Source organism: Endobacter medicaginis (assembly GCF_014192375.1).
Lineage (GTDB): Bacteria > Pseudomonadota > Alphaproteobacteria > Acetobacterales > Acetobacteraceae > Endobacter > Endobacter medicaginis.
On the sequence record NZ_JACHXV010000002.1, the window covers coordinates 161,231 to 181,642 of the forward strand.

Here is a 20,412-nt window from a genome sequence, read left to right on the forward strand (position 1 = left end):
CCGTCGCGCATGACCGACCCACGCCCGGCCCTATGGCTTCCCTACGAGCAGATGAAGACGGCGCCGCCGCCACTCCAGGCCGCCTCCACGCAGGGCTGCCGCATCGCGCTGGAGGACGGGCGGGTGCTGGTCGACGGCATCGCCTCGTGGTGGACGGCGGTGCACGGCTACAACCACCCCCATATCGCGGCCGCAGTGCGCGATCAGCTCGCGGCGATGCCGCATGTGATGCTGGGCGGGCTGGTGCATGCGCCGGCGTTGCGCCTGGCCGAGCGGCTGGGAGCGATCACGCCCGGCGACCTGCGGCACGTGTTCTTCGCCGAATCGGGCTCGGTGGCGGTCGAGGTGGCGATGAAGATGGCGCTACAGCTGTGGCGCAACCGCGGCATCGCCGGGCGCGAGCGGTTCCTCGCCTTCTCCGGAGGCTATCACGGCGACACGCTGGCGACGATGTCGGTCTGCGATCCCGAGGAGGGCATGCATGCGCTGTTCGCAGGCAGCCTCGCCCGGCAGGTGATCGCGCCGCTGCCGCGCGACGGGGAGGACAGGCAGCGCTTCGACACGATGATCGGCGCGTATGCGCATGAGTTGGCCGGGGTGCTGGTCGAGCCGCTGGTGCAGGGCGCGGGCGGGATGGTGTTCCACCCGCCGGAGGTGCTGCGGCGTGTGCGCGCGGCCGCCGACCGGCACGGGCTGCCGCTGATCGCCGACGAGATCTTCACGGGTTTCGGCCGCACCGGAACGATGTTCGCCTGCGAGCAGGCCGGCATCGTGCCCGACATCATGACCGTCTCGAAGGCGCTGACCGGGGGCACCATGGCGCTGTCGGCGGCGATCGCGCGCCGATGGGTGTTCGAGGCGTTCTGGTCCGACGATCCGGCGCACGCGCTGATGCACGGGCCCACCTATATGGGCAACCCGCTCGCCTGCGCGGCGGCGAGCGCCTCGCTGGACCTGTTCGAGCGCGAGCCGCGGCTCGAACAGGCGGCGGCGATCGGCCTGGCACTGGAGGCGGGGCTGGCCCCCTGCCGGGCGATGGCGGGAGTGGTGGACGTGCGGGTGCTGGGCGCGATCGGGGTCGTGCAGCTTGCCCCCCCGGTCGATCTGGCAGCGATCAAGGCCGCGCTGGTGGCGGCCGGCGTGTGGGTACGGCCGTTCCGCGACATCCTCTACCTCACCCCGGCGCTGACCATCTCCGAAGGCGAGCTCGATGCGCTGTGCGGCGCGGTCCGCCGCGTGGTCAGGGCACGCGGGTAAGCCCGGTCCCGCCGCTCTCCGCCCAGGCGGTGGCGGCGGCCTCGTCCGTCTCGCGCGCTTCCACCCAGACGCGCCGGCCGTCGGTGAATTCCTCGCATTTCCAGAACGGGGCGGAAGTCTTGAGCACGTCGATCAGCAGCTCGGTCGCCGACAGGGCGGCGCGGCGGTGCGCGGCCGCGGCCGCGGCGAGCACGATCGGCGCGCCGGGTTCGAGACGGCCGATGCGATGGATGATCGTGCAGGCCAGCAGACCGAAACGCGCGGTCGCCTCTCCGGCGATCCCGGCAAGCGCCGTCTCGGTCATGCCCGGATAATGTTCGAGATGCAGGGCTGCGAGATCGTCGGTGGCCGACGTGCGCACCGTGCCGAGGAAGCTGGCGACACCGCCGCAATCGCGCCCGGCGCGATGCTGGAGATCGGCGAGTTCCGCGCCGGTATCGAAGGGCGCGCCCTGCACCCGGATCAGAGGCGGGGGGCGCTCAGCCACCGGTGACCGGCGGGAAGAAGGCAATCTCGTCGCCCGCCTCGATGGCCGCGTCGGGGCCGATGAAGCGCTGGTTGCAGGCCGCGCGTACACGCCGGCCGGGGGCGAAGGCGGCCACCCATTGCGGGCCGCGATCGCACAGGGCGGCGACGAGCGCGTCGATACGCGCCGGCTCGGGCAGCGCGACACACTCCTCGGACCGGCCGAGCTCTTCGCGCAGCCAGGCGAAGTAGCGGACCCGGACCTGGGGGGCGACCGCGTCTATTTCTGCACCTTGATGGTGGTGACGGTGCCGTCGGGATTGATGACGGTCGCGGTGCCGTCGCCGTTGGGGATCACCACCTTGCCGCCCGCATGGCCGCTCGACGGCAGCGCATTCTTCGGCACGGTGGGCATCGCCGGCAGCGGTGCGACGCGTGCGCTCGGCACGTCGAGGTCGCTGCCGCCGCCGGAGAAATCATTGGCACCCATCGACAGGCTCTCGCCGGGGGCGAGGGCATTCTGTTTGCCGCCACCGGGCACGTTGCCCAGAAGCGGATTGTAGCCGCCGGCACCGCCCAGCGGATGCGAGGCGACGTCCTGGAGGGTCGGGAAGGGCTTCGGCGGCCCGGGCCACACATTGCCGGGCTCCGGCATCAGCGGCGGCGTCGATACGCCGCGGCCATGCACGAGGTCGAGCGTCTCGCCGCTGCCCTGCACATCGTTCGGGTTGAGTCCCGGCGCAAGTCCGGTGTCGCGGAAGAACTTGCCGGCGCCCGAACAGCCGCCCAGGCCGACGCACAGCGCCCCGCCGACGGTCAAGCCGAGCATCCTCAACGAAACCTGCCGCATTCAAGCCCCTCATGTTGTCGCCGAAACTGCCCGCATCGACCGCACGGCTGCATCCGCGAAACGACCCCTCAGCAAGTGCCATCGGCACTGGTTGCGGTCAACCGCAGGTCGCGGCGAGCCACGCGGCGACGGCACCGGCATCGTCGAGTGGCAGGCAGGTGCCACACCATCCCGCCGCCCGCATCGCCGCCGGCGCGTCGGTGATCAATGTGGCGATGGACGGGTCGTCCTGCCAGAGCGGGTCGCCACCCGGTTGCGACAGCCGTGCGGCGCGGCAGATCTCGGCGCGCGGGATCGACTCGGCGCCAAATCCCTCGACCAGCACCAGATCGACCGGGCTGAGGCGGCCCAGCAGCGCGGCGAGGCCCGGCGGGTGCTCAGGCCGGCCACCATGCAGCGCCCAGCCTGAGCGTCCGGCAACCAGCGTCTCGTGCGCCCCGGCGGCGCGGTGACGGAAACTGTCCTTGCCCTCGATGTCGAGAGCGAGCGGCTTGTGGCTGTGCTTGATGGTGGACACGCGCAGGCCGCACGCGGCCAGGATCGGCAGCACCGCCTCGATCAGCGTGGTCTTGCCGCTGCCGGAGCGGCCGACCAGGCCGACGACACGCATCGCCGCGGATGACGTCAGCGCGCGACGGTGCCGCGGGGGGCGACGGCGCCGAGATGGCGCAGCGCCGAGGTGAGGTAGTCCCAGCCGGTGACCAGTGTCGCCCCGGCCGCCGCCCACAGCACGACGCTGCCGAGCAGGGCGATGGGCAGTCCGTCGAGCCCGAGCAGCCGCGCGGTCTCGTCGCCGGCCAGTAGCATGCCGATCGCCACCATCTGCAGGCCGGTCTTCCATTTCGCCAGCCGCGTCACCGGCAGGGTGATGCGCACGCCGCCGAGATATTCGCGCAGGCCCGAGACGAGGATCTCGCGCAGCAGGATCAGGATCGCGGCGTAGAGCCCGCCCCAGGGCAGGCGCTGGGCGGCGGCGAGCACCATCAGCGACGCGCCGACCAGCAGCTTGTCGGCGATGGGGTCGAGCATGCGGCCGAGATCGGATTGCTGGCGGCGGGCGCGGGCGAGGTGGCCGTCGAGATAGTCGGTGATGCCGGCGATCACGAACACCAGGCAGGCGGCGGCATCGCCGACCGGCGTGCGCCACATCACCAGCCCGACCAGCAGCGGGACCGCCACGATCCGCAGGATGGTCAGTACATTGGGCAGGTCGGAGAGCATGGCTCCCGCAGTCTAGCGCGACGGACGGGTATCAGTCACGCCAGCCGGGATGGAAATGCGCATACACCGTGCGCGCTGTCGCCTTGTTGATGCCGGGAGCGGATTCGAGGTCGGTGAGGCCGGCCTGACGGACGCCACGGGCGGAGCCGAAATGGTTGAGCAGGGCGCGCTTGCGGGCCGCGCCGACGCCGGCGATCTCGTCGAGCTCGCTCTTCACCAGCGCCTTGGACCGGCCCGCGCGGTGGGTGGTGATGGCGAAGCGGTGCGCCTCGTCGCGCAGGCGCTGGAGGTAGTACAGCACCGGGTCGCGCGGCGGCAGCTGGAACGGCGGGCGTTCGGCGGTGTGGAACCACTCGCGGCCGGCATCGCGATCAGGGCCCTTGGCGATGGCGACCAGCTTCACATCGGTCACGCCGAGATCGTCGAGCACCGAGCGCACCGCCGAATACTGCCCCGCGCCGCCGTCGATGAGCAGGATGTCGGGCCAGTCGGTGCGCGGTGGCGGCGCGCCGTCGCCCTCCGCCTCGCGCGCCGCCTGCTCGCGCAGGGCGCGGCCGAAGCGCCGTTCCAGCACCTCGCGCATCATCGCGAAATCGTCGCCGGGGGTGATCGGGCCCCGGATGGAATACTTGCGATAGGCGTTGCGGATGAACCCCTCCGCGCCAGCGACCACCATCACGCCATAGGCGTTGGTGCCCATGATGTGGGAGTTGTCGTAGATCTCGATGCGCTCCGGCGAGGCCGGCAGGTCGAACAGTTTCGCGACCCCGTCGAGCAGGGCCGCCTGCCCCGCCCCCTCGGCGAGCTTGCGCTCCAGCGCCTCGCGGGCATTGGTCGCCGCATGGTCGAGCACGGCGCGCTTCTCGCCGCGCTGCGGTTGGGCGATCTCGACCTTCCGGCCGGCCTTGAGCGCCAGCGCCTCGGCGATCAATTCCTGCTCGTCGATCGGGTGGCTGGTCAGGATCTGCGGCGGCGGCGGCTTGTCGTCGTAGAACTGGGCGAGGAACGCGGCCAGCACAGCACCCGGCTCCGCGCCTTCGGCATGCGAGGGATAATAGGCGACATTGCCGTTGTTGCGGCCGCCGCGGATGAGGAACACCTGGATGCAGGAACGCCCGGCCATCTGCCACAGCGCCACCACGTCGGTGTCGTCGAGGCTCTGCGGGTTGATCACCGAGCTGCCCTGGACGTGGGTGAGCGCGCGGATACGGTCGCGCAGGGTGGCGGCGCGCTCGAACTCCATCGCCTCCGCCGCCTGCTCCATCTGGGCGGCGAGTTCCTTCTGCACGCTGCCGGCGCGACCCGACAGGAACGCCTTCGCCTCGGCGACCAGGGTGGCATATTCCGCCTCGCCGATGCGGCCGGTGCAGGGCGCCGAGCAGCGCTTGATCTGATGCAGCAGACAGGGGCGCTGGCGCGAGGCGAGCACGGAATCGGTGCAGGAGCGAAGCAGGAACAGCCGCTGCATGGCATTGACCGTCTCGTTCGCCGCCCAGGCGGAAGCAAAAGGGCCGAACAGCGTCGCCTTGTCGCTGACCGGTCCGACGAGCGTCTGGCGCCCCTGCCGCCCGCCGCCGCGCTGCCCGCGATACTTGGCGATCTGGGGGAAGGCATGATCGCCGGTCAGGATCAGGTAGGGGTAGGATTTGTCGTCGCGCAGGATGATGTTGTAGCGGGGCTTGAGCCGCTTGATGAGGTTGGCCTCCAGCAGCAGCGCTTCCGCCTCGGTATGGGTGGTGACGATCTCCATCGACGCGGTCTGCGAGACCATCAGCCGCAGCCGCTCGTCGAGCCGGGCGAGCTGGGTGTAGTTGCCGACCCGCTTCTTCAGGCTCCGTGCCTTGCCGACATAGAGCGCCTCGCCGCGCTCATCGAGCATCCGGTACACGCCTGGGCTGAGCGGCATGGTCGCCAGTGCCCGCTCGATCACCGTCACGCCACGCGCACCGGGCTCGGAGGCGCCGGACTCTGTCGGGACGGTCTCGTTCATCGCCGTGACCTAGGCGCGCCCCGCTCCGGACTCAAGTCCCACAGACCGCCGCCGTGAACAAAACCGGACCTTTCATTCATCCACGACTCCTGTGGATAAAGCTGTGGGTTCGCGGTCGATAAGGGGTGTTTCAGCCCGCAAACCGGGGCTCCGCACGGCATTGCATGTTTTTTGTGCATATCAGTCAAGTATCTGATTTTAAATCATAATTTTTCGTGAGATTGACTGAGTATGACGCTGATATTGCAAAATCGTTGAAAATCCAGCGAGTCAAGCCGCGCCGTGGACAAAATCGCCGGGACGCGGTTCGGACGGCTCCTCGCGGCAAGTGGCTGATATGCCGACGAGTCAATCCGCTGCGTGGCGGATAATCTCGATTCCGACCGACTCGAGCTCGGGAAACACATCGAGCTTCTCGATGCGCACCCGCACCTTGCTCACCCGCGGGTCGGCCAGGCAGCCGGCGGCGACCCGCTCGGCCAGGGTTTCCACCAGGCGCACATGGCCACGGGCGACGATGTCGCGCACCATCACCACCACCGCCTCGTAGTCCAGCACCCGCTCGAGATGGTCGGGACCCGGCGCCAGCCGGCCGGCCGCCGCTTCCGGATCATCGACCTCGAGCCACAGATTGACCCGGATGCGCTGGGTCCGGCCATGCTCATGCGCGTAGACGCCGATCTGGGCCGCCAGCATCATGTCGCGCAGGAACACCGTCCGCATGCGTCCACGCCGCATCATTCGACCGCTCCTGCACCGTCTCCGGGCGCCCATTGCAGATGCTGGCCGCCATCGAGGGCCAGCATCTGCCCGGTCACCGACGGCAGCGCCAGCAGGGCGAGAGCTGCGCGCGCCACCTCGTCCGGATCGGTGCCGTGGCGCAGCGGCGTGCTGGCACACTGGCGCTCGAACTGTGCGAGGCTCTGGCGCGGCGATGGCAGTGCCGGACCCGGCCCGATCGCATTGACCCGGATGCGCGGCGCCAGCGCCAGCGCCATCGTCCGCGTCAGAGTCCACAGCGCCGATTTCGACACCGTGTAGGAGATGAAATGCGGGGTCAGCGACCAGACCCGCTCGTCCAGCATGTTGAGCACCATGCCGCGCGCACCCTGAGGCAGCGCCTGCGCGAAGGACTGCATCAACACGAAGGGCGCCCTCAGATTCGGCTCGAGATGACGGTCCCAGCTCGCGCGGTCGGCATCGTGCCACTCGTCGCGCTCGAAGACCGAGGCGTTGTTGACCAGGACGCCGAGCGGGCCGGCGCGCCCGACCAGTGGTGCGACTTCGTCCTCGCGCGCGAGATCGGCCCCGAGCAGGGTGCAGTCCCGCCCCAGCGCGGCAATCCGCCCGGCCAGCGTCTCGGCCTGTGCCGCCGAGCTGCGGTAATGCAATACGATGTCGAACCCCGCCCCCGCCAGCGCCAGCGCGATCGCGCCACCCAGCCGTTGCGCGCCGCCGGTGACCAGCGCGCGGCGGGGGATCAGGGGATCGATCGGATCAAGCACGGCGGGCCATCAGCGCGGCCGCCAGCGTGCCGTCATCGAGCGCATCGAGCGCACCGCCCATCGGCACCCCCTGCCCGACCCGGCTGACCAGCGGCGCCTCGTCCAGGGTGGCGAGCCGGTCGGCGAGGAAATGCGCCGTCGTGGCACCATCCACCGTTGCACCCAGGGCCAGGATCACCTCCCGCACGCCACCTGCCTCGATGCGCGCCAGCAGGGGCGCGATGTTGAGATCCTCGGGGCCGGTGCCCGACAGCGCCGACAGCACCCCGCCCAGCACCTGATACACGCCGCGATGCACCGCGGCGCGCTCCAGCGCCCACAGATCGCCCACCCCCTCGACCACGCAGACCAGCGAACGGTCACGCGACGGGTCGGTGCAGATCCGGCAGGGGTCGGAAGTGTCGAGATTGCCGCAGGTGGTGCAGGCGCGCACCGCACGCGCCGCGTCGCCGAGGGCGGCCGCCAGCGGCAGCAGGCGCTGCTGGGGCTCGGACAGCAAGGCCAGTGCAGCACGGCGCGCGGAGCGCGGGCCGAGACCCGGCAGGCGCGAGAGCAGCGCGATCAGGCGTTCGATCTCCGTCATGCTTCTTTTTCTAAAAAAAAGAAGCAAAAAGACCTTTGTCCGTCGGGTCATGACGCGCGCCACGCACACGGGACCAACGGGCAAAGGTTTTTTGGTTCTTTTTTTCAAAAAAGAACATCAGAACGGCAGCGAGAAGCCCGGCGGCAACTGCAACCCACCGGTCGCCGACTGCATCTCGGCGGAGGTTTTCTCGTCGAGATGACGCTTGGCCTCGGCATGCGCGGCGACGATCAGATCCTCGAGCATTTCCATCTCGGCCGGATCGGCAAGCTTGGGATCGATCTTCACCGACTTCAGCACGCCCTTGCCGCTGAGGATGACGCGCACCATGCCTGCGCCGGCCTCGCCCTCGACCTCGAGCGATTCGAGGCGGGCCTGCATTTCGGCCATCTTCGCCTGCATCTGGCTGGCCTGCTTCATCAGGCCGGCAAGGTTCTTCATCTCACGCGTACTCCATCGGGTCTTCCGGATCGTAGATCGGATCGTCCTCGCCGACCGGCGCGCCGGAATCCTCGGCGAATCGCGGCTCGAACGCGAGGGCGGGTGCGAGGATTTCCGGCGGCAGGCCGTATTCGTCAAGCGAGGCGTCGCGCACCGGGCCGACCGACGCGCCAGGAAAGGCGGCCAGGATCGCCTGCACGAGCGGATGCACGCCGGCCTGTTCGTGACGGGTGCGGGCGAGGCTCGCCTCCTGCTCGGCGAGGGTCGGCTCACCGGGTGCTGCGGAAAAGGCGATCGTCCAGCGCAGGCCGCTCGCCTCGCTGAGCAGGGCGGCGAGGTTCTGGCCGAGGTCGCGCGGGGCGGCGGGCTGCACGCGCAGCTCGATCACCGGCGGTGCGAAGCGCACCAGATGCGCGGAATGGCGCAGATGGCCGTGCAGCTGCGCCTGCCGCTTCGTGGCCACGAACGCCACCACCTCGCGCCAGCTCGACCACAGCGACGGTGCCGGGGGCGCGGGAGCGGGGGCCGTCTGGGCACGGACCTCGACGCCCCCGGCATCGGGCGACTCGCCCACGGCGCGCAGCCGGGCGACAGGCGCACCCGACGGCGATGAGGCGGGGCCCGGCGGGGCGGACGTCGACGGGGCGCCCGCGCCGTCGCCGCGCGCGGTGAGCTGGCGCACCAGATCGCCCGGGGTCGGCAGGTCGGCGACGAAACACAGCCGAACCAGCACCATCTCGGCGGCGGCGCGGCGGTCGGGGGCCTGTTCGATCTCGCCGATGCCCTTGAGCACCATCTGCCACAGCCGCGCGATCACCGGCACCGACAGACACGCGGCCAGCGCGGTGCCGCGCACGCGCTCGGCCTGCGGCAGCTCGGCGCTCTCGCGCAGGGCCGGCAAGGTGCGCAGCCGCATCACCACATGCAGCGCGTCGAGCAGGTCGGCGAGCAGCACGCCCGGGTCGGCGCCGCGCGCATAGGCGTCCGACAGCAGGCCGAGTGCCGCGGCGGCATCTCCGGCCACCACCCGCTCGAGCAGATCGAACACCAGTCCGCGATCGGCCAGGCCGAGCATGTCGGCGACCTGGGCGGCGCTGACCGGCCCGCCGCCCTCCTGCTGGGCGATGGCCTGGTCGAGCAGCGAAAGCCCGTCGCGCACCGAGCCGTCCGCGGCCCGGGCGACGAGTGCGAGCGCCTCCGCCTCGATCGCCACGCCCTCGCGCCCGGCGATGGCGGCGAAATGCGCCGCAAGCTGTTCGGCCGGCACTCGGCGCAGGTCGAAGCGCTGGCAGCGAGACAGCACGGTCACAGGCACCTTGCGCAGTTCGGTGGTGGCGAAGATGAAGGTCACGTGGGCGGGCGGTTCCTCCAGCGTCTTGAGCAGCGCGTTGAACGCGTTGCGCGACAGCATGTGGACCTCGTCGATGATGAACACCTTGGCCCGCGCCTGCATCGGCCGGAACCGGGTCGCCTCGATGATCTCGCGGATGTCGTCGACACCGGTATGGGACGCGGCGTCCATCTCCATCACGTCCGGGTGGCGGTCAGCGAGGATCGCGGTGCAGTTGGCGCACACCCCGCATGGATCGGCGGTCGGACCCCCTTGCCCGTCCGGGCCGATGCAGTTCAGCGCACGGGCGATGATGCGGGCGGTGGTGGTCTTGCCGACGCCGCGCACGCCGGTGAGCATGAAGGCATGGGCGACGCGGTTCATTGCGAAGGCGTTGCGCAGCACGCGCACCATCGCTTCCTGACCGATCAGGTCGGCCAGCAGGGTGGGGCGATATTTGCGGGCCAGCACCCGATAGGGGGTCGCGGCGGCGGCTTGTGGCGGCGGGTCCCCGAACAGCCCCGGACCGGCCTCCTGAGGCATCGGCAGGGAGTCGGGATCGGTCCCGAATTCGGTGTCGGACAGGAGATCGCCCCTCTCGCTTGAGGGCCTGCGGACGCCCGGTGAAGGGTAGGAGGCCGGACACCGACCCGAGCGGTACCCGTTGCGGCTGCTTCCTTCCGGACCTGACCGAGTTGGCGAGGCGCACGTCCGACGCCGACCTCCCGAGACAGCCTATAGCATGCGTCACGGCCGCGTGCACCCCCTCTGGCGCTGACGGACGGTCGGATTAGAGTGACCACGATGAGCGATTTCTTCGAGACCGGTACGGCGTTCGTGCTGGACAGGGTTCTGGACCGTGCCGGCAACGAGCGCCGTGATGCGGAATTCGCAGCCGGGCTGCTGCAGCACCCATCGACGCTGTTCGTGGTGCTGCGCGCCGGCGAGCCGCTGCTGCACGGCACCGAGGACGCCCCTGCCCTGCGCCTGCTGGCCCGCGAAGACATAGCGATCGAGACATCCGACGCCGTGTTCCTGGGTCTGCACCCCGACAGCGGACGTGCGATCTTCGCGTTGGCCGCCGGGGCGGCGGTGATGACCGGGGCGGGCTGGTTCGCCGGTTTGCGGGTCGCGCTGCTTGCACTCACCGAGCCGGAGGCCGCGCTGGTCGCGCATGCCGCCGCCCTGCTGCACTGGCGCGCGCAGACGCGGTTCTGTTCGTTCTGCGGACATGGGCTGGAGGCGCCTCCCTCCGGTCTGGTGCTGCATTGCCCGTCCTGCGGGCGGCAGCATTTCGCCCGTACCGACCCGGCGGTGATCATGCTGGTGCGCCATCGCGACGCCGACGGGATCGAGCGCGCCCTGCTCGCCCGTTCGCCACGCTTCGGCGAGCGGCGCGTGCTGTCGACGCTCGCCGGTTTCGTCGAGCCGGGCGAACGGCTGGAGGATGCGGTCCGGCGCGAGGTCGCCGAGGAGGTCGGCGTGGCTGTCGGCGAGGTGCGCTACCACTCCTCCCAGCCCTGGCCGTTCCCGGCCCAGATCATGCTCGGCTTCACCGCGCTGGCCGAGGATCGCGCGCTCACCCTCGATCCCGAGGAGATCACCGAGGCGCACTGGCTGACCCGCGCCGAGATCGTCGCGCGGCGGGACGCGGCGGGAGCGGAATTCATGCTGCCCGGCACGATTTCCATCGCCCGGCGACTGATCGAGGACTGGCTCGCCGCCGCCTGACGGCAATGGTCAGGCGACCATCACGCCCGCACGGAGCGGCGTTCAGCCCAGCCGGGCGACGATGTGGTCGGCGACACGCAGCGCATTGGCGATGATGGTCAGTGTGGGATTGACCGCGCCGATCGAGGGGAAGAACGAGGCGTCGGTAACGTAGAGATTGTCGAGTTCATGGGCGCGGCAGTCGCGGTCGAGCACCGAGGATGCGGGGTCGGCGCCGAAGCGCAGCGTGCCGGCCTGGTGAGCGGTGCCGCCGATCGGGGTCTTCTTGCCGAGATAGAGTTCGCGCTGGAACAGATGCGGGTGCAGGTCGATCGCGTCGCACATCAGCTCGAGCTTGTGCTTGAGGCGCCTGAGACCTTCCATGTTGGTCTCGGTCAGGTCGAGATGCACCTGGTTGTCGCGGTAGAAGACGCGGTTTTCGGGCAGCGGCAGATCCTCGGCAGTGAGCCAGAAATCGACCGAATGGCGTGCCATCATGTCGAACGGCTTCTTCGGCAGCCATTGCAGGAACGACGGCAGGCCCTCGCCATGCACCTCGGTGCCGTCGGACTTGCCGACCATCTGGATATGGCCGAGCGGGAACTCCCAGTCGTCGGCGCCATGGTAGAAATCGTTCAGCCCCAGCGTCTTCTGGAACCGCGTGGGGTTCGGCTGCTTCGACAGCGCCATCAGGGTCAGGTTGTTGTGACGCATGTAGTTGCGCCCGACCTGGCCGGAGCGGTTGGCGAGCCCGTGCGGATGGGTGTCGTTGCCGGAGCGCAGCATCAGCAGCGCGGACGACAGCGCGCCGCAGGCGACCACCACGAGATCGGCGGTGAAGACCTGGCGGCGCCCGTCGGCGGTTGCCTCGACGCCGGTGATCTCCCGGCCCGACGGGCTGGTCAGCAGGCGTTCGACATAGGTGTTGGTGAGCAGGGTGAGGTTGTCATGCGCGCGCAGGGCGGGGTCGACCGCCATCACCTGCGCATCCGCCTTGCCATCGGTCGGGCAGGGATAGCCGTCGAACGCATCGCAGCGCACGCAGCGGCTGCCGGGCAGCACGCGGCCTTGCGTCTCACCCTCCGCCTCGTCGAGCAGCACGCCGACCGGCAGATGGAACGGGCGGTGGCCGAGCTTCGTGAGATCGTCGAACAGTTTCTGGATGCGCGGCTCGTGGCTGACCGGCTTGTAGGGATAGGGCTTCCGCGACGGCGGCTCGGTCGGGTCCTCGCCGCGCAGGCCGTGTACGTGGAACAGCTCTTCCGCCGACTGGTAATAGGGCTCGAACTCGTCGTAACCCACCACCCATTCCGGCGTGACGCCCTCCGGATGGCGGACGGCGTGGAAATCGCTTTCCCGCAGGCGGAACAGCACCGAGCCGTAGAATTTCGAGTTGCCGCCGACGAAATAGTGCAGGCCGGGGTGGAATTCGTCGCCGTTGCTGCTGCGCCAAGTCTCCGGCGCCTGATAGACGCCGTCGACGAACACCTTCTGCGAATCCCAGTTGTCGCGGCCGCGCACCAGATAGTCGCCACGCTCGATCAGCAGGATCTTCTTGCCGGTCTGCGCCAGCCGCCAGGCCATCGAGCCGCCGCCGGGCCCTGAGCCGATGATGATGACGTCGTAACGCGTGTCACTCATCGGCGATCAGACCCTTTCAGAAGGAACGGAACGAGGAGGCGGGATAGACGCCGAGAATGTCGAGATCGGCGGCGAAATAGCGCAACTCGTCGAGCGCGTTGGCCATCGGCGCGCTGTCGGGATGGCCTTCCACGTCGCACAGGAACTGGGTTGCGGTGAAAGCGCCGTCCAGCATGTAGCTCTCCAGCCGGGTGAGGTTCAGACCGTTGGTCGCGAAGCCACCCAGCGCCTTGTAGAGCGAGGCCGGCAGGTTGCGGGTCCTGAACACCAGTGTGGTCATCATGGTTCCCCCCGCCGCGCCGATCGGCGCGGCGACACCGTCGGCATCGGGACGCGCACAGATATAGAAGCGGGTGGTGTTGTGCGCCTCGTCCTCGACATTGCGGCGCAGGATGTCGAGCCCGTAGAGTTCCGCGGCGAGTGCGGAGGCGATCGCGGCATCGGCGGGATCGCCTCGCGCGGCGATCTGCTCGGCGGCCAGCGCGGTATCGGCCTCGATCACCGGGGTGAGGCCCAACTCGGCGATCAACCGGCGCACCTGACCCATCGCCACCGGGTGGGTGTGCAGGCGCTTCAGCCCGTCGATGGTGGCCCCGGGGATCGCCAGCAGGCAGTGCTCGACGCGCTGGAAATGCTCGCCCACGATGCGCAGGCCGGAGGTCGGCAGCAGCGCATGGATGTCGGGCACCCGGCCGACCAGGCTGTTCTCGCAGGCGAGCATGCCCAGGCCCGCGCGACCGGAGCGCACCGCCTCGATCGCCGCCTCGAAGCTCGCACACGGCACCGTTGGATGGCCGGGCAGCGCGGTGCGGCAGGCAAGGTCGGAATAGGCGCCGGGCACGCCCTGGAAGGCGACAGGAGGCAGGGTCATGCCGGCGCTCCGGCAGGTGTTGGCCGTCGCGCGAACCAGGCACGGGCGCGGACGAGATCGGCCTCGGTATCGACACCGAACGGGGCGGCTGCGACACGGGCGACGGCGATGCGCATCCCGGCCTCGAGCGCACGGAGCTGCTCGAGCTTCTCGCGCCGTTCCAGCAGCGATTCCGGACACGCGACGAAGCGCGCCAATGCTGCGCGGCGCCAGGCGTACACGCCGATATGGTGCCAGAGCGGCCCCGCCCCCCAGGGGATCGGCTGGCGGGAAAAATACAGCGCCCGGGTGGTCGCCTCGCCCTCGGCAAAGGCGCAGGCGATCTTGACCACGGACGCGGCGGCGGCCTCGTCTTCGGTGTGGATCTCGGCGGCCAGGGTGGCGAGGTCGATCGCGGGATCGGCGAGGGCGGCCAGCACCGCGCGCAGGTCGGCAGCCGGCATCTGCGGCAGGTCGCCCTGAAGATTGACCACCACGTCGAAACGTCCCTCGGGATCGTGGCTGGCGAGTGCCGCATGCACACGATCCGAGCCCGACGGCAGCGCGGGGTCGGTCAGCACCGCAAGGCCACCTTCCGCCTCGACGATGCGGACGAGTTCGGGCTCGGCCACCGCCACCAGCACCGGACCGATCGCCGCCTCGCGCGCGCGATCGAGCACGTGCAGCAGCATCGGGCGGCCGGCGATCTCGGCGAGCGGTTTGCCGGGCAGGCGGGTGGAGGCCATGCGTGCGGGAATGACGGTGATCGGGTTCATGGCTCGGTCCGGCTGGCTGGACAGGGTGGTTCGGCTGGGATTGAAGGGGCCGGAGATTACGCAGGGCGCGGCTGCCTGCGCAAACCGGGCAATGAGGGGGAACGACGCGATGAGCCTGGCCGGGATCGAGACCGAGCGCCCCGATCCGACGCTGGCCGCGGCCCTGGCCGCGGTTGAGGCGGCCGGGGCGGCGATCCGGCCGTGGTTCCGGCGCCGGCTGGTGGCGGAGACCAAGGACGACCTCTCCCCCGTCACCCGCGCCGATCGCGACGCGGAGGCGGCGATGCGGCGCGTGCTGGGCGAGGCGTTCCCGATGGACGGCATCCTCGGCGAGGAAAACGGGCTGGAGCGGGAGGAGGCGCGAAGGTGCTGGGTGATCGACCCGATCGACGGCACCCGCGCCTTCATCACCGGCCGGCCGAGTTTCGGCGTGCTGCTGGCGCTGCTGGAGGACGGGGTGCCGAGCCTGGGCATCATCGACCAGCCGGTGACCGGCGAACGCTGGATCGGCCGACGTGGCTGTCGCACGCTGTTCACCGGACGGCTCGGTGGCGAGGCGGCGACGCGGGCCTGCGGGTCGCTGGCCGAAGCCGAGCTGTCGGCGACGGCACCGGCGATGTTCGACGCGACCGGCCGCACCCGCTTCCAGCGGCTCGAATCGGCGTGCCGGCGCGTCTATTGGGGCGGCGACTGCTACGCGTACGGTCTGCTCGCCCTGGGCTGCATCGATCTCGTCGCCGAGCAGGACCTCAAGATCTGGGACTGGGCGGCGCTGGTGCCGGTGATCGAGGGGGCGGGCGGCGTCATCACCGACTGGCAGGGATCGGCACTGCGTCAGGGCTGCGCGGGCGACGTGCTCGCGGCGGGCGACCCTGCCCTGCATGGCGCGGCCGTCGCCAAGCTTGCGTCCGCGGGAGGCGCGCCATAGGCTGCTCGACGGTGACGTATACGACAATCCCGGCAAAGACCGGAGCGTAGACGGCTTAGCTGCCTGGTCCTGCCTCCGCGGCGGACCTGGCGGGCCAGGGAGTGAAAGTCGATGAGTTTCCTGCTGTATCTCGGCAGTTCGGCCAGGAATCCAGAGGCAGCGGGGAGGCGCGCTGGGGCGCCGGTAGGCGAGGCGGAGTACAGCTACCGCTTCCTGCTCGATGCCTATCGCGACATGCTCGCCGAGACCGAAACGGTCATCGAGATCGACGATCCGGCCCAGGCCGACCGCTATCACGTTCATTTCACGGCGCTGGGCGAACCCTGCACGCTGCTGGCATTCTGTCCGCCGAACCTGGCTCCGGTCGGGCTGGCCTGTCCGACCGTGTGCCTGTTCGCCTGGGAGTTCACCACCCTGCCGACCGGCGGCTGGAGCAAGGATCCGCGCGAGGATTGGCGGCATGTGTTTCTCGCCCATGGCCGCAGCATCGCGATGTCGGAATTTGCGGCCGCGCAGGTGCGTGCCGCGATGGGCGATTACTGCGAGGTCGCGGCGATCCCTGCCCCGGTCTACGATGCCTGGGCCAGTGTCGAGCCAAGGCGGATGACAGACGGGCAGGCCCGGGTCTTGCGCATCGGCGCCGGGGTCGTGCGCGACACGCGCCTCACCGGCATCGGCCAGACCGCCCCGTTCTGGCCACTGCGGGACGCGCCGGCGCTGCAGATCCCGCCAGTGCCGCCACTGACCGTTCCGCCGGCCCATGTGCCCGATGCCCTGCTGCATCCGGTCCACGAGATCGTATTCGACGGAATGGTGTTCACGACCATTTTCGCGCCCAAGGATGGGCGCAAGAACTGGCGCGACCTCGTCAGCGCCTTCATCTGGGCCTTCCGCGACACCGCGGACGCAACACTGGTGGTCAAGATCATCCATCGCGAGCCGGAGTCCTTCCTGCCGCATTTCGAGAACCTGCTGTTCAAGTGCGGACCGTTCGCCTGCCGGGTCGTCGCAATCGGCGCATGGCTTGACGACGATCAGATGCGCGACCTCGCCTCGGTGAGCGACATCATCGTCAACACCTCGCATGGCGAGGGCATGTGCCTGCCGCTGGCGGAGTTCATGAGCACCGGTGCACCGGCGATCGCACCCGACCACACCGCAATGGCCGACTACATCACACCCGACAACGCCTTCATCGTGCGCGGTACGCTCGAGCACAACGTCTGGCCGCACGATCCGCAGGCGATGTTCCGTACCATGCGCTATCGCATCGAGTGGGACAGCATCGTCGAGGCATATGAATCCGCGGCGGCAATGCTGAAAGGACCACCGGAGCGCCGGCTGGCGATGTCGCACGCCGCCCGACAGACGATGCACGATTACTGTTCGCGAGCCCGGATCGGCAAGACGCTGCGCCGGTTCCTCGGTACGGCGTCATTCGCCGAGACGCCGGAGGAGGTCTGATCATGCTGATCCTCGTCTACGCGCCGACCAATTCGCGGACCATCGCGCGCGATCTCGGTCGCGCGGAATACAGCTATTATTTCGTGCTCAAGGAATTCCGGCCGCTGCTCGAGCAACTCGGCATCGTCATCGAGATCACCGATCCGGAGCACGAGGTCGACCGTATCCACAACGCCGCGATCCGTCGCGGCATCGATTGCGTCTTCCTGTGCTTCGCGCCACCGCATCTCGTGCCGGGTGGCCTCGTCTGCCCGACGGTTCCGGTGTTTGCCTGGGAATTCGACACGCTTCCGAACGAGACGTGGTCGGACAACTGGCGCGACGACTGGAGCGCCCTGCTGCGCCGTGTCGGACAGGCGATCACGCATAGCAGCTTCACCGTCGACGTCGTGCGAAATGCGCTGGGCCGGGCGTATCCGATCGTGAGCCTTCCGGCTCCGGTCTGGGACCGTCACGCGGCAGCCTACGATCCGACGCGCAACAGCGTGCTGACACCACCGACCCTGCTGAACGTTCGCGGTCGCATCATCGACAGCGCCACCTTCGACCTGGCCCCCTACACCTGTGCGGCGCGTCGGCGCGACGGGCAGGCCGAGTTGCCGGGCAGCCGGCGCGAGCGGGCTCTCACCCATGCCGTAACCCTCTCGGGCGTGATCTACACGGCGATCTTCAACCCGAATGACGGGCGCAAGAATTTTTCCGACATGATCGCAGCCTTCGGCTGGGCGCTGCGCGACGAGCCGCGCGCCACGCTGGTGCTCAAGGCGACCAACCGCAAATGCGAGGGCGCGCTCAAGGCAATGGTCGAGGAGTTCGCCAAGGTGCAGCCCACGCGCTGCCGGATGGTGATCATCGACGGGTTTCTCGAGGAAAGCGAGTACGCGCGGCTGCTCGAGATCTCGACCTACGCGCTCAACACCTCGCTCGGCGAAGGCCAGTGTCTGCCGCTGATGGAATACATGAGCGCGGGCAAGCCCGCCATCTCGCCGGCGCATACAGGTATGCGGGATTACATCAGCGAGGCCAACGCCTTCGTCGTGCGCAGTTCGCTCGAACCGTTTCACTGGCCCCACGACCCGCGCGAGGCGATCCGTACCCGCAGGCACCGGATCGACCTCGAATCCCTGCTCGGCGCCTATCGGGAGAGCTTTCGGGTCGCCACGAGCGACGCCGCCAGTTATCACCGCATGGCGAGGGCCGCGCATCACGGGCTGCGCGCGCACTGCTCGCGGCAGGTGGTGCTCAAGCAGCTGACACGCTTCCTCGATCGGGTCCGTCACCGACCGGGTTCTGTGACCCATGTCAGCTCGGCGCCTGAACCTCAGACTCCGGATGTGGTGCGGCTGCGATCGGGACAGGATGGCGGCCGCGCAGCGTCGCCATGGCAGGCCCTTGCCGATGCCGGCTCGGCGGACTGAGGTGGCCGCCCCGCCACCTCCCTGCCCTGCCCCGGGCAATGCGCGTGGGCGGATCGCCGAGATCGACGTGCTGCGCGGGGTCGCCATCCTGATGGTGCTGATGCAGCACATGCCTGACAATCTGCTTTACTGGAGCAGCGCGTTCGGCACGTTCCTGTCGCGCTACGGACAAGGCTGGACAGGGGTCGATCTGTTCTTCGTCATCTCGGGCTTTGTCATCACACGCGTTCTGCTCCCGGCTGTGGAAGGCGCGCCTCGCGGAAGCGGTCTCGGGCTGTGCGTGGCATTCTATCGTCAACGGGCCTGGCGGCTGCTGCCGTCAGCATGGCTGTGGCTTGGCCTGATCCTGCTGGGCTGCGTGGTATTCAACCGTTCCGGCGCATTCCGCTCCGTTGAGGCAAACGTTTCGGCCATCGTCGCGGCCCTGCTCAATCTGATGAATTTCCATGAGGCGGAGACATTCGGGCGTGGCGATAGCGGCCTGGTGTTTCCGTATTGGAGCCTGTCGCTCGAGGAGCAGTTCTATGCGCTGCTGCCGATAGCGCTGTTGACGCTGCGCGGATGGGTCATGATCCCGCTGGCGGCCATGCTGCTGAGCTGCGTTCAGGTCGTCACACCGCTTGGCATGATGACACGAACCGGCGGGTTGGCCTGCGGCGTACTGCTCGCCTGGGGGTTCAGGCACCGGCCGGCAGTGATGGCGGCGCTGCGTCCCGACGCGCTCGCCGCGCTCGGCGCACGCCGCATCGCCTTGCCAGCCGCGATCGTGCTGCTGCTGGTGCTGCTGGGCTCGGAAACGTTGCGGATCGTCTCGTTCCGGCTGTTGCCGATCACACTGCTGGCGGGGTGTCTGGTCTGGGTCGCGGCCTATGACCGCGACCTGCTCATGGCGGATGGCTGGCTGCGCCGCGGGCTGGAATGGGTGGGCCTACGATCCTACTCGCTGTATCTCGTCCACATCCCGGTCTTCGCCTCGGCGCACGAACTGGTCTTCCGCTTTGCGCTCCAGTCGTCCCACCCGAAACATCTCGGGTCATGGCTGTATGTCGTGGGTACGCTCGTCGCCTGTCTGGTCGTCGCCGACCTCAATTACCGGCTGGTCGAGCTCCCGACCCGGTGGCGCGCCCGCCGTCAGTCGCCGCACGCCCTCCCTTCCCTTCGCGAAACGGTGATCGCCCGATGAGCCAGACCCTGACCCCGATGGACATTCGAACGCCACCGCCGGAAGACGACGAGCTGGCACATGTCGGGCTGCACGCGATCAGCCTGCATGGCTGGTTTCGCGCCGATCTCGGTCAGCTCTACCCGGGCTTTCCGGTCGGGCCTGAGGATGTGGTCGCCGATATCGGCTGCGGCGATGGCGGCGCGAGCCTGTTCTGCGCCCGGCAGGGGGCGCGGGTGATCCTGTCGGATCTCGACGCCGACCGGCTGGTCCGTGCTGGTGCCCGCGTCGCCGCCGTAGCGCCGGGCCGGGTCGAGACCAGGCACGGCAACGGCGAGGCGCTGCCGATCGCGGATGCTACGGCCACGCGCACGATCTGCATGGAAGTCATCGAACATGTGGAAGATCCCGACGCTCTCACCGCCGAGCTGTTCCGCATCACCCGTCCGGGCGGACTGCTGCTGCTCGCCTGCCCGCATCCGCGTTCCGAGGCCGTGCAGCAGGAGATCGCGCCGCCGTCCTATTTCGCCCATCCCAACCATATCCGCATCCTGCAGCCCGAGCACACTGTTCAGCACCTTGCCAATGCCGGCTTCGAGATCGTGCGGACCGACACCTACGGGTTCTACGAGGCCGTCTGGTGGGCGATGTTCTGGAGCACGGGAGTCGAGCTTGGCGAGCGTCATCCCGTCTTCGATGCGTGGGCGACAACCTGGAAACTGATGCTGCAGACCAAGGACGGGTTGCGCGTGCAGCGCGCGCTCGACAGCGCGCTGCCGAAGAGCCAGGTCGTCATCGCGCGCAGACCAGCCTGACGCTGA

21 protein-coding genes and 1 other RNA gene are annotated in these 20,412 nt (G+C 69.2%); 7 read left to right on the forward strand and 15 right to left on the reverse strand.

Annotated elements, in window-relative coordinates:
- The first annotated feature begins 9 nt into the window (after window positions 1–9).
- Window positions 10–1,257 carry an adenosylmethionine--8-amino-7-oxononanoate transaminase gene (locus FHR90_RS02840; protein WP_183274722.1) on the forward strand — a complete coding sequence of 416 codons (1,248 nt, stop codon included), beginning with the start codon at window positions 10–12 and terminating at the stop codon, window positions 1,255–1,257.
- On the opposite strand, the gene FHR90_RS02845 is transcribed toward FHR90_RS02840, so the two are convergent.
- The 12 genes from FHR90_RS02845 to ffs form a co-directional block, all read right to left on the reverse strand.
- The gene (locus FHR90_RS02845; RefSeq protein ID WP_266152648.1) at window positions 1,241–1,744 is read right to left on the reverse strand and encodes a molybdenum cofactor biosynthesis protein MoaE; all 504 of its coding nucleotides are present in this window, start codon (window positions 1,742–1,744) and stop codon (window positions 1,241–1,243) included. The two genes, FHR90_RS02840 and FHR90_RS02845, sit on opposite strands and share 17 nt — an antisense overlap.
- Window positions 1,737–2,006, reverse strand: a complete 270-nt coding sequence (gene moaD / locus FHR90_RS02850; protein ID WP_176626210.1) for a molybdopterin converting factor subunit 1 — start codon at window positions 2,004–2,006, stop codon at window positions 1,737–1,739. Before moaD ends, FHR90_RS02845 begins: the two co-directional genes overlap by 8 nt.
- Entirely contained in the window at window positions 2,003–2,551 is a 549-nt protein-coding gene (locus FHR90_RS02855) for a hypothetical protein (RefSeq protein ID WP_176626204.1), read from the reverse strand. The genes moaD and FHR90_RS02855 overlap by 4 nt, the downstream gene beginning before the upstream one ends.
- A gap of 118 nt (window positions 2,552–2,669) precedes the next feature.
- The gene (mobB, locus tag FHR90_RS02860) at window positions 2,670–3,182 is read right to left on the reverse strand and encodes a molybdopterin-guanine dinucleotide biosynthesis protein B (protein ID WP_176626206.1); all 513 of its coding nucleotides are present in this window, start codon (window positions 3,180–3,182) and stop codon (window positions 2,670–2,672) included.
- Window positions 3,183–3,196: 14 nt separating this feature from the next.
- Entirely contained in the window at window positions 3,197–3,793 is a 597-nt protein-coding gene (gene pgsA, locus FHR90_RS02865; RefSeq protein ID WP_183274723.1) for a CDP-diacylglycerol--glycerol-3-phosphate 3-phosphatidyltransferase, read from the reverse strand.
- Between the two features lie 31 nt (window positions 3,794–3,824).
- On the reverse strand, window positions 3,825–5,783 hold the full coding sequence (gene uvrC / locus FHR90_RS02870; RefSeq protein ID WP_183274724.1) for an excinuclease ABC subunit UvrC: 1,959 nt from the start codon (window positions 5,781–5,783) through the stop codon (window positions 3,825–3,827).
- A gap of 348 nt (window positions 5,784–6,131) precedes the next feature.
- Complete coding sequence (gene folB, locus FHR90_RS02875; RefSeq protein ID WP_246329991.1) at window positions 6,132–6,521, reverse strand: dihydroneopterin aldolase; 390 nt, start codon at window positions 6,519–6,521, stop codon at window positions 6,132–6,134.
- A complete protein-coding gene (locus FHR90_RS02880; RefSeq protein ID WP_183274725.1) occupies window positions 6,521–7,288 on the reverse strand; it encodes an SDR family oxidoreductase in 768 nt (255 codons plus the stop codon). The genes folB and FHR90_RS02880 overlap by 1 nt, the downstream gene beginning before the upstream one ends.
- On the reverse strand, window positions 7,281–7,871 hold the full coding sequence (gene recR, locus FHR90_RS02885) for a recombination mediator RecR (RefSeq protein ID WP_183274726.1): 591 nt from the start codon (window positions 7,869–7,871) through the stop codon (window positions 7,281–7,283). The genes FHR90_RS02880 and recR overlap by 8 nt, the downstream gene beginning before the upstream one ends.
- Window positions 7,872–7,988: 117 nt before the next feature.
- Window positions 7,989–8,312, reverse strand: coding sequence for a YbaB/EbfC family nucleoid-associated protein (locus FHR90_RS02890; RefSeq protein ID WP_176626900.1), 324 nt, complete (start codon window positions 8,310–8,312; stop codon window positions 7,989–7,991).
- A gap of 1 nt (window position 8,313) precedes the next feature.
- Window positions 8,314–10,185: a DNA polymerase III subunit gamma/tau gene (locus FHR90_RS02895; RefSeq protein ID WP_183274727.1), complete on the reverse strand. Its 1,872-nt coding sequence runs from the start codon at window positions 10,183–10,185 to the stop codon at window positions 8,314–8,316.
- A gap of 86 nt (window positions 10,186–10,271) precedes the next feature.
- Window positions 10,272–10,369, reverse strand: an RNA gene (ffs, locus tag FHR90_RS02900) — signal recognition particle sRNA small type.
- Between the two features lie 77 nt (window positions 10,370–10,446).
- Between ffs and nudC the strand changes: the two genes are divergently transcribed.
- Window positions 10,447–11,373: an NAD(+) diphosphatase gene (gene nudC / locus FHR90_RS02905; RefSeq protein ID WP_176624320.1), complete on the forward strand. Its 927-nt coding sequence runs from the start codon at window positions 10,447–10,449 to the stop codon at window positions 11,371–11,373.
- A gap of 42 nt (window positions 11,374–11,415) precedes the next feature.
- On the opposite strand, the gene FHR90_RS02910 is transcribed toward nudC, so the two are convergent.
- From FHR90_RS02910 to FHR90_RS02920, 3 genes are read right to left on the reverse strand one after another with little or no spacing between them, the layout of a single operon-like run.
- Window positions 11,416–12,993, reverse strand: a complete 1,578-nt coding sequence (locus FHR90_RS02910; RefSeq protein WP_176624318.1) for an FAD-dependent oxidoreductase — start codon at window positions 12,991–12,993, stop codon at window positions 11,416–11,418.
- A 16-nt stretch (window positions 12,994–13,009) separates the two neighbouring features.
- Window positions 13,010–13,864: a prephenate dehydratase gene (locus tag FHR90_RS02915; RefSeq protein ID WP_176624316.1), complete on the reverse strand. Its 855-nt coding sequence runs from the start codon at window positions 13,862–13,864 to the stop codon at window positions 13,010–13,012.
- On the reverse strand, window positions 13,861–14,619 hold the full coding sequence (locus FHR90_RS02920; RefSeq protein ID WP_176624314.1) for a 3-deoxy-manno-octulosonate cytidylyltransferase: 759 nt from the start codon (window positions 14,617–14,619) through the stop codon (window positions 13,861–13,863). Before FHR90_RS02920 ends, FHR90_RS02915 begins: the two co-directional genes overlap by 4 nt.
- A gap of 109 nt (window positions 14,620–14,728) precedes the next feature.
- Between FHR90_RS02920 and FHR90_RS02925 the strand changes: the two genes are divergently transcribed.
- The 5 genes from FHR90_RS02925 (at window position 14,729) to FHR90_RS02945 (ending at window position 20,406) form a co-directional block, all read left to right on the forward strand.
- Complete coding sequence (locus FHR90_RS02925; protein ID WP_183274728.1) at window positions 14,729–15,547, forward strand: inositol monophosphatase family protein; 819 nt, start codon at window positions 14,729–14,731, stop codon at window positions 15,545–15,547.
- A gap of 111 nt (window positions 15,548–15,658) precedes the next feature.
- Window positions 15,659–17,011 carry a glycosyltransferase gene (locus FHR90_RS02930; protein ID WP_176622762.1) on the forward strand — a complete coding sequence of 451 codons (1,353 nt, stop codon included), beginning with the start codon at window positions 15,659–15,661 and terminating at the stop codon, window positions 17,009–17,011.
- Window positions 17,012–17,013: 2 nt separating this feature from the next.
- Window positions 17,014–18,429 (forward strand): glycosyltransferase, encoded by a 1,416-nt coding sequence (locus tag FHR90_RS02935; protein WP_176622764.1) that lies wholly within the window; start codon window positions 17,014–17,016, stop codon window positions 18,427–18,429.
- A 1-nt stretch (window position 18,430) separates the two neighbouring features.
- Window positions 18,431–19,612 carry an acyltransferase family protein gene (locus FHR90_RS02940; RefSeq protein WP_176622766.1) on the forward strand — a complete coding sequence of 394 codons (1,182 nt, stop codon included), beginning with the start codon at window positions 18,431–18,433 and terminating at the stop codon, window positions 19,610–19,612.
- Complete coding sequence (locus FHR90_RS02945; protein ID WP_176622768.1) at window positions 19,609–20,406, forward strand: class I SAM-dependent methyltransferase; 798 nt, start codon at window positions 19,609–19,611, stop codon at window positions 20,404–20,406. Before FHR90_RS02940 ends, FHR90_RS02945 begins: the two co-directional genes overlap by 4 nt.
- Window positions 20,407–20,412: the final 6 nt, after the last annotated feature.

Coding starts and splice junctions, on each gene's coding strand:
- FHR90_RS02915 (WP_176624316.1), bottom strand. CDS start 13,864: ATGACCCTGCCTCCTGTCGCCTTCCAGGGCGTGCCCGGCGCCTATTCC.
- FHR90_RS02935 (WP_176622764.1), top strand. CDS start 17,014: ATGCTGATCCTCGTCTACGCGCCGACCAATTCGCGGACCATCGCGCGC.
- FHR90_RS02945 (WP_176622768.1), top strand. CDS start 19,609: ATGAGCCAGACCCTGACCCCGATGGACATTCGAACGCCACCGCCGGAA.
- FHR90_RS02930 (WP_176622762.1), top strand. CDS start 15,659: ATGAGTTTCCTGCTGTATCTCGGCAGTTCGGCCAGGAATCCAGAGGCA.
- nudC (WP_176624320.1), top strand. CDS start 10,447: ATGAGCGATTTCTTCGAGACCGGTACGGCGTTCGTGCTGGACAGGGTT.
- FHR90_RS02840 (WP_183274722.1), top strand. CDS start 10: ATGACCGACCCACGCCCGGCCCTATGGCTTCCCTACGAGCAGATGAAG.
- FHR90_RS02910 (WP_176624318.1), bottom strand. CDS start 12,993: ATGAGTGACACGCGTTACGACGTCATCATCATCGGCTCAGGGCCCGGC.
- FHR90_RS02855 (WP_176626204.1), bottom strand. CDS start 2,551: ATGCTCGGCTTGACCGTCGGCGGGGCGCTGTGCGTCGGCCTGGGCGGC.
- pgsA (WP_183274723.1), bottom strand. CDS start 3,793: ATGCTCTCCGACCTGCCCAATGTACTGACCATCCTGCGGATCGTGGCG.
- mobB (WP_176626206.1), bottom strand. CDS start 3,182: ATGCGTGTCGTCGGCCTGGTCGGCCGCTCCGGCAGCGGCAAGACCACG.
- recR (WP_183274726.1), bottom strand. CDS start 7,871: ATGACGGAGATCGAACGCCTGATCGCGCTGCTCTCGCGCCTGCCGGGT.
- FHR90_RS02925 (WP_183274728.1), top strand. CDS start 14,729: ATGAGCCTGGCCGGGATCGAGACCGAGCGCCCCGATCCGACGCTGGCC.
- folB (WP_246329991.1), bottom strand. CDS start 6,521: ATGCGGCGTGGACGCATGCGGACGGTGTTCCTGCGCGACATGATGCTG.
- FHR90_RS02920 (WP_176624314.1), bottom strand. CDS start 14,619: ATGAACCCGATCACCGTCATTCCCGCACGCATGGCCTCCACCCGCCTG.
- FHR90_RS02895 (WP_183274727.1), bottom strand. CDS start 10,185: ATGCCTCAGGAGGCCGGTCCGGGGCTGTTCGGGGACCCGCCGCCACAA.
- uvrC (WP_183274724.1), bottom strand. CDS start 5,783: ATGAACGAGACCGTCCCGACAGAGTCCGGCGCCTCCGAGCCCGGTGCG.
- FHR90_RS02890 (WP_176626900.1), bottom strand. CDS start 8,312: ATGAAGAACCTTGCCGGCCTGATGAAGCAGGCCAGCCAGATGCAGGCG.